Origin of the sequence: Alkalispirochaeta americana, assembly GCF_900156105.1 — a bacterium.
Taxonomy (GTDB): Bacteria; Spirochaetota; Spirochaetia; order DSM-27196; family Alkalispirochaetaceae; genus Alkalispirochaeta; species Alkalispirochaeta americana.
The window spans coordinates 1-6,930 of sequence record NZ_FTMS01000033.1; the positions used below are offsets into that span (position 1 = coordinate 1).

The following is a 6,930-nucleotide window of genomic DNA, read 5'->3' on the forward strand; positions in this document are numbered from 1 at the left end:
ATGAGCCCGGTTTCCCTTCCCCTTTCTTTCAAGTCTCAACTACAGTATTTCGGTTATATCCCCTGATTCATAAACAAATAGTGCGGGCCTCAACAATCGCATCCCCCCTGAAGGAGGCCCCGAAAACATTGCCTGCACATCAGCAAACGTTGAGTTCTCGCACATAAAGTATCATACCAAGCTTTCTTCAGAGGGGCCCACATTAGAGGTTGATGAAAGATCACCATTCAACATGATCTGCAAGATGATCTCGTCGGTTCTACACATACCATCCCTTGCAAGGACTCCTATATTTCTTATTGTTGTACAGGCATCTTTAGCAACGATTCCCTCCCCGGGAGTAATTCTCTTGCCTTTCAAAGAGAGGACACATGCCAGGAGGCCATTTTGCACAGCCAATGCAATTTTCATCGCGCAACTAGGCTTTGCCCCATCACATATCATGCCTGAAATTCCTCCCAAAGCCGTATTAATGGTATCCTCAATTTCAGGTAGTCGGCCTCCCATCATATATGCAGTTCCACACCCCGCCCCCGTCGCAGCTGTGACCACCCCGCAGAAAGCGGAAATTCGATCACTGAAATGCTTCTGGTACAGAGCCATGAGATGACTGACGGCAAGAGCCCTCGTCACAATTTCCTTCTTCATACCGAGATCCTTAGCAATACTGAGAACTGGTAGCGAAGCTGTAATACCTTGATTTCCACTTCCTGAGTTTATAACCACGGGACAGCTGTTTCCCGACATCCGGGCATCGGAAGCCGCAGCAGCCCAAGCCGAGGCTCGCGTTATTCCAGACATTGTAAGATCAGTACTACTTCCTTCAAATCCATCATCAATCGATAACAGCGTTTTCCCTATGTTTAAACCCCACCCTTGGGCCATGCCCTGCCGGGCCGCCTCTAGATTGACTACAGCAGCATCGTAGATGAAGGCGATATCTTCAATTGGCACTTCGTCCGCAAAACGGATGATTCGTTCAGGAGAAACTTCATCAAGCACCTCCTGACAATTTGGTTGGCCTGCGTTTCCTGCATTCAGATTTTCAAATATAACGCCCCCATTTGTCGCAATGTAGGTAACGTGATTGTGCTCATGCTGTATCACCACTTCGGAACTATTGTGATCACCTTCGGCCACAACTTTTATATATAGACCGTCGTATCTATGATCAATGTCAATGCTAATCATTCCTGATTTCACAAGCTTTTCAGCATGTGGAAGGGACTCGGAACTGATGCCAGAAAGAACCTCAAGTTCTGTCTCGGAATCACCGAACAGGTAGCCCAAGGCAGCCGCGATAAACAGCCCTTTCTGACTACTCCCCGGAATTCCAACCTTGAACCCGTTCTTGAAAACATCTTTGCTAACAACAATTGAAAGCTTCGCAAGCTCATCACAGAGATACCTCCTTGAAGTTGCGCATGCAAGGGCTACTGCAGCGGGCTCAGTACATCCTACAGAGGTAACAAGCTCTCTTCGTAACATAGCGAGAAGTTTTAGATTGATATTTTCCATGTTTTTTCCTTATTTTTTATCCCTTCAAAGAACCTGTCATAAGTCCTGCAATTTGAAACCGCTGGAGCATGAAATAGATCCCTATAAGGGGGATAACAGATACCGCCGCTCCAGCCATAATAACTTGCCATGGAGTGGACAACCCTTCAGCTGTTGGTAGTAACGAGATTGCCACAGTTAGCGTATACATGACCCTTGAACGCATGAACAACAATGGCCACAAGAGTTCATTCCATCGGACAATAAAAGAAATCGATCCCCATGCGGCCAGAGCAGGTGTAATATTTGGAAGCACGATGTTCCAGAATATTCTGAATTCGCCACACCCATCGATACGGGACTGCTCCATGACAGAAGACGGAAAAGCCGTAATATACTGCCTCATATAAAATATGCCAATTGCAGTAGCAATTTTTGGAACAATGAGAGACAGCAAGTTGTTAACCCAACCTAAGTTCCTAATTATTATAAATACTGGAATTACGCTCGTTTCTTCAGGAACCATCATTGTAGCAATCATCACAAAAAACATGACTTCTTTTCCAGGAAACTCATATTTCGCAAAGGCAAATCCTGCTAAAGCGCAGAAAAACACCGTCGTGAGAGCTCCAAATGATGACACAACAACACTATTCAACATATTCCGATAGAGAGGAATAATCTGGTTCACACGAATGAAGTTATCAAATGTCGGACTCAAAACATAAAGCGAGCTTAATCCCGTAACACTCTCTCCCGGAGACTTCATTGCAATGATAAACATGAACAAAAAAGGAAAAACAGATAAGATCATGATAAACAAAAGTACAAATATTAACAAATTGCGCTCAACAATGCTTATTTTCATAATATTTACTCACATGCTCATTTCTTTGTTTCGACGAGTCATTGATTTGATTTGCAGGGATGACACTAAAAGCAAGATAAGAGCCAGGGCATACCCAATGGTAGATGCATAGCCCAGATTGAAGAACTCAAAACCATTTACATACAGGTATTGAACAATAGACATTGATGAATTACCTGGCCCTCCTCGTGTTAGAGCATAAGGCTGAGCAAATATTCTAAAAGATTCTATAGTTAAAGTTATAAAGCAAAAAGACAGAATAGTGCTAATAAGAGGAATAGTTATCTTAACTAAGCGGTGAAAGGCATTTGCCCCCTCTATAAAAGCCGCCTCATAATACTGATGATCAACACTTTTAAGTCCAGAATATATGATCAGCATGTACCAAGGAACAAGCCTCCATATAATAAGAACAGATATTGGAATCTTTGATAATCTTGTACTAATAAGCCAAGGCTGTGGATCAAATCCAAAATAAACAAATATTATGTTTACCAGACCAACTTCATGATCAAAGATCATCCTAAATATCAAAGCAGCCGCGACCCAAGAAACAATGTACGGCAAAAACAATACAGTTTGAATTAACTCTCTTTTCTTCAGCCATGAACTATCGATAATACAGGCCAAAAATAAAGAAATTGGTATTATTGTAGAAACACTCACAATCCAATAAAAGACTGTATTTATAAGGGCTTTTTGAAATTGCTCGCTTGAGAGCATTCTTTGGTAATTCTCAAAACCAATAAAATCCATGTTGCCAAGCCCTGACCATTGATGAAAGCTCAGCACAAAGGACCATACAAGCGGAATCAGCTGGAACAAGACAAAAAGAACAAAGTAGGGAGCAATGAACATGTAAACTATACGGTGTTTCCACATTCTTGCCCATAAACTATCGACTCTCATGATGTATACTCCATTCGTTATAGATCACCCGGCAGGAATCATTCGCTCATACCGGGTGGAGACCAATCATATTTGCATTTCGTTATCGAGCTGCTGGAGCCTTTCGAATTCTCTGCCTTAGTATCCTTCCCATGTTAGCGACCGCCTGATCCATTGATTGATCTCCCGCAACATATTTTTCCAGTTCTGCAGAAATGATGGAGTCAGCCTCAGCATCAACATTTGTAACCCTGAGGTTTGGAGCAAAGTTCACCAAACCTTTGGTTTCCATACCCAGGAGAGACTGACCGCCATAATAGTGAGTCGGTTGAGACCAGTAGGGATCTTCCAAAGTTTTCTTTACAATGGGCGCGGAAACTGTCTGATTCTGGCCAATCATTTTTTCTGTCCAGTCAATCCTTGCCTCGTTGTTGAACTGAAAGTCCAACATCATTTCAAGGTACAAATCCTTGTAAGGCGCTCCTCCCGGAGGATTGAGGATCACATCAATGGCCGCAACAGGGGCGCCACGCAACCCAATGTTTTCAAACATGGGCGCAGGCATCATCCTCCAGTCACCTTCCATATCAGGCAGATTCTGCCTGAGAAATTGATCCCAGAAAGCACCAATGTAAAAGGTTGCAATCCGTCCATCACGGGTTGCATCGTACAACTGGGGCTGAAACATTGAAGCGGTGAGCAACAAGTCTTCTGACTTAAGTGTATCAAGAGTATTGAACGCAAGCAGGGATCCTGGATCTGTATCAATGACAACATTTCCATCATCATCCCAAATATTGGCCTCGGCCTGCGGCATTAAACCTCTTCTGCCATAATAGCGCCACGTGAAATGTCCCGGATCAATATAAGAAAGACGCACTTTTCCTTCACTCTTCCTCTTCAGATCCCTCCCCACATCAATCCATCCCTCTATAGTATCCATCCTTTCAGGATCGATATTATATTTCTCGAATAATGTGGCGTTGTAAAATAGCAACTGTGGCTTAAATTGGGTAGGAATACCATAATACCTACCATCATAGAATCCTGCATCCCAAACACCGTCAATGTAGTCATCCTTGTGCTCAAGTGCAAAATCCGTCAAATCTACCAAGATACCATGGTCCGCCATGACCTGAAGACTTACTTCCTCAGTGCGCATAGCGGTAGGAAGATCGTCCCAAGCACCAGCTGTCACTGACATAATCACGTGTTGCCGGGCTGCTGATTCTGATTCAACATGCAGAATTTCAAAATCAACAGTTGGTGCTACGTCCCGATTTCTGTTTAAAAAATCATCCGCATGAACCTTGTGAACCTGCGGATTCCCATACCCCATAAATGACATGGTACCCGCAGGATACACATCTTCATCCATAGGCTCGTTTTGTCCTCCAGCGAAGACAGCGAGGCCTGAACCCAGAAGTACCACTGATAATAACAACACCTTTTTCATACAAAACCTCCCCAAAGAGCATTATCACGTTACCACGCATTATCTGCGAGTAATTCGCTGGTTTTTCTTTCACGATACTTGCATTTTTGCGATTTGCAATGCATCTACCGCCCATCGGATTCGCTCATAAGACATATTCTCCGGCAATGTGCAGTCTGCACCTAACATAAAGTTCGTAGGACCATAGGTGTTTACCAATCTGTGAACTTCGTGTTCTATATCTCTTTTTCTCCCTTCAACCAGAACACCAGCCCTGTCGTCAAACCCACCAAGAACAGGCTTTTTGAACAACTCCCTGCCTTCATCCAGACTAATATTTTGCTCGTTCACCGCCCAATTTACGATATCACATGGATATCCTTTGTAAAGGTCGATATTTAGTCTGTCCTTACACATGTGAAGTATTGTTCCCCCCGGCGCTTTTTTTGCTGCTTCAAGGACCAGGATATCGTTGGGTTTGATATAACGGCTGAATTCGTCCCTAGTGAACCGGTAAGACTCTGCACCGAGGGCTGCATAATAAATTCCTTCAGCCCCCGCCTCGATGCATAGATCAACAAAAGCAACTAAGCCCTCAGCAATATTTTTCAGCGCGGTTTCGATGACATCAGGAGACTCCCTCAGGTGCGCGGTCACTTTATCGTGATGGGCTAATTTCATATCATCATCTTTCGTGGCATGAAAGGCTGATGCAAATACCCCGTGAATTGTCGCAAAAATATAAGCATCTCCCCCCATCTCGTCCGAAAGAGCCTTGATGATATCAAGTTGGTTTTGGATATATACTTCTTTACCCGTAATCGGCCTTATGTGCTTCCAGTCTTCCGGCGATCGAATTAGCACATCGGGAGAAAATAAATTTTCATTCATGATTTTTAATACGTCAACGTCAGTCTCCTGGAAAAATTCTCTATGCGCATCGATCGCCTTCTTACCTGATACAGATTCTTTGGAAAAATGGAGAGAAAAACTTGCAGGTATCCTATCAACCTCTTCTCCGCATATCAGAGCTGCAACACGCTGTTTCTTTGTCATAGCTTCTCCTTTCGTATGATCACTGATCATACCACAATCATGTATTGTAACAAGTGATCTGTCAACAACAGACTTGATAATTTTTTGTATCTCTTGTATACCTAAAAGCAGGGGTTTTCATGACACAAAGTTTGAAAGATCAAATACACGATAAGATTCTTGACAATATCATTAATAATAAATACGAGATAAATGATTTTTTGAAAGAAAACGCTCTTGCAGGAGAATTCGGCGTTAGCAAGGCACCGGTTCGAGAGGCGCTCATTCAATTATGCAATGAGGGTATAATACGGAGCATCCCGCGCCTTGGCTATCAGATCATCCGACTAACAGAGCGCGACATATGGGAGGCAACTCAATTTAGAATTATTCTTGAACTTGAAGGACTTCGCTTATCCTTCGAGAGCCTTGAAAAGGATGCCATTGATTGCCTTACGCAGTTAACCAATGAAACTGAATATATCAAGATGGGAAAGTCGGTCAGCTTGGAAGAATGGTGGGAAAATAATGCTCTCTTCCATATCACTTTAATCTCTTATGCAAAAAACACACTCCTTACTGATTCATTAAGAAAAACGATGCATTTACTCTGGAGGGCAGTCGCACAGCTTTTTGGAAACTCTGGTCAAAAATCATACCTCTCCTACAATCCAAAATCACACATTATCGTATGCGAAGCCATTAGCGAGAAAGATTTCAAGAAGGCTGAAGATCTGCTCCGGAAAGATATTGCATCCATCCTGAACACATACTCGCTTGCAAATACCATAAAAATTTAGGGTAATTCTATCACAATTCTTCCCAATTTTTCCGGCAGAAGGAAACCTGGCTAATCCTCGTAAGAACCAGCACTCGATACCCCTTGGGATACTGTCAATCTTGGTGGATGGGCATCCCTTCCGATTTCCGACCTATGCTACGGAATCCTCCACGAGGATTCCGTCTTTGAATGCTCGTCCTGCTTGCACGAGTTCCAGTTGCTGCCATTTAGCGATCTTTCGCCAGGTTTGACCTATACTGACTTCAGTAGACACGTATACTTGAACGATCCAGATGCGGAACAAGGAAACGATGCAACAGAAGAAGCGATTGTATAGTGACGAGCTCAAGAGTGAAGCCGTCAAAATGGTAAATGAACAGGGGCTCTCTCAGAGCGAGGTTGGGCTGCGGTTATCGATACCGAAGG

At 43.3% G+C, this 6,930-nt stretch carries 6 protein-coding genes; 1 reads left to right on the top strand and 5 read right to left on the bottom strand.

Annotated features, from left to right (window positions below):
• Nucleotides 1-171 precede the first annotated feature (171 nt).
• From BW950_RS14185 to BW950_RS14205, 5 genes are all read right to left on the bottom strand, one after another.
• Nucleotides 172-1,518, bottom strand: coding sequence for an L-cysteine desulfidase family protein (locus tag BW950_RS14185; protein ID WP_076489960.1), 1,347 nt, complete (start codon nucleotides 1,516-1,518; stop codon nucleotides 172-174).
• 16 nt (nucleotides 1,519-1,534) lie between these two features.
• Nucleotides 1,535-2,365 carry a carbohydrate ABC transporter permease gene (locus BW950_RS14190; RefSeq protein WP_076489961.1) on the bottom strand — a complete coding sequence of 277 codons (831 nt, stop codon included), beginning with the start codon at nucleotides 2,363-2,365 and terminating at the stop codon, nucleotides 1,535-1,537.
• Nucleotides 2,366-2,374: 9 nt separating this feature from the next.
• A complete protein-coding gene (locus BW950_RS14195; protein WP_083944053.1) occupies nucleotides 2,375-3,274 on the bottom strand; it encodes a carbohydrate ABC transporter permease in 900 nt (299 codons plus the stop codon).
• A gap of 82 nt (nucleotides 3,275-3,356) precedes the next feature.
• Nucleotides 3,357-4,709, bottom strand: a complete 1,353-nt coding sequence (locus BW950_RS14200; protein ID WP_076489962.1) for an ABC transporter substrate-binding protein — start codon at nucleotides 4,707-4,709, stop codon at nucleotides 3,357-3,359.
• 69 nt (nucleotides 4,710-4,778) lie between these two features.
• On the bottom strand, nucleotides 4,779-5,744 hold the full coding sequence (locus BW950_RS14205) for a uroporphyrinogen decarboxylase family protein (protein ID WP_076489963.1): 966 nt from the start codon (nucleotides 5,742-5,744) through the stop codon (nucleotides 4,779-4,781).
• A gap of 119 nt (nucleotides 5,745-5,863) precedes the next feature.
• On the opposite strand from BW950_RS14205, the gene BW950_RS14210 reads away from it, so the two are divergent.
• The gene (locus BW950_RS14210; RefSeq protein ID WP_076489964.1) at nucleotides 5,864-6,523 is read left to right on the top strand and encodes a GntR family transcriptional regulator; all 660 of its coding nucleotides are present in this window, start codon (nucleotides 5,864-5,866) and stop codon (nucleotides 6,521-6,523) included.
• The last annotated feature ends 407 nt before the right edge of the window (nucleotides 6,524-6,930 follow it).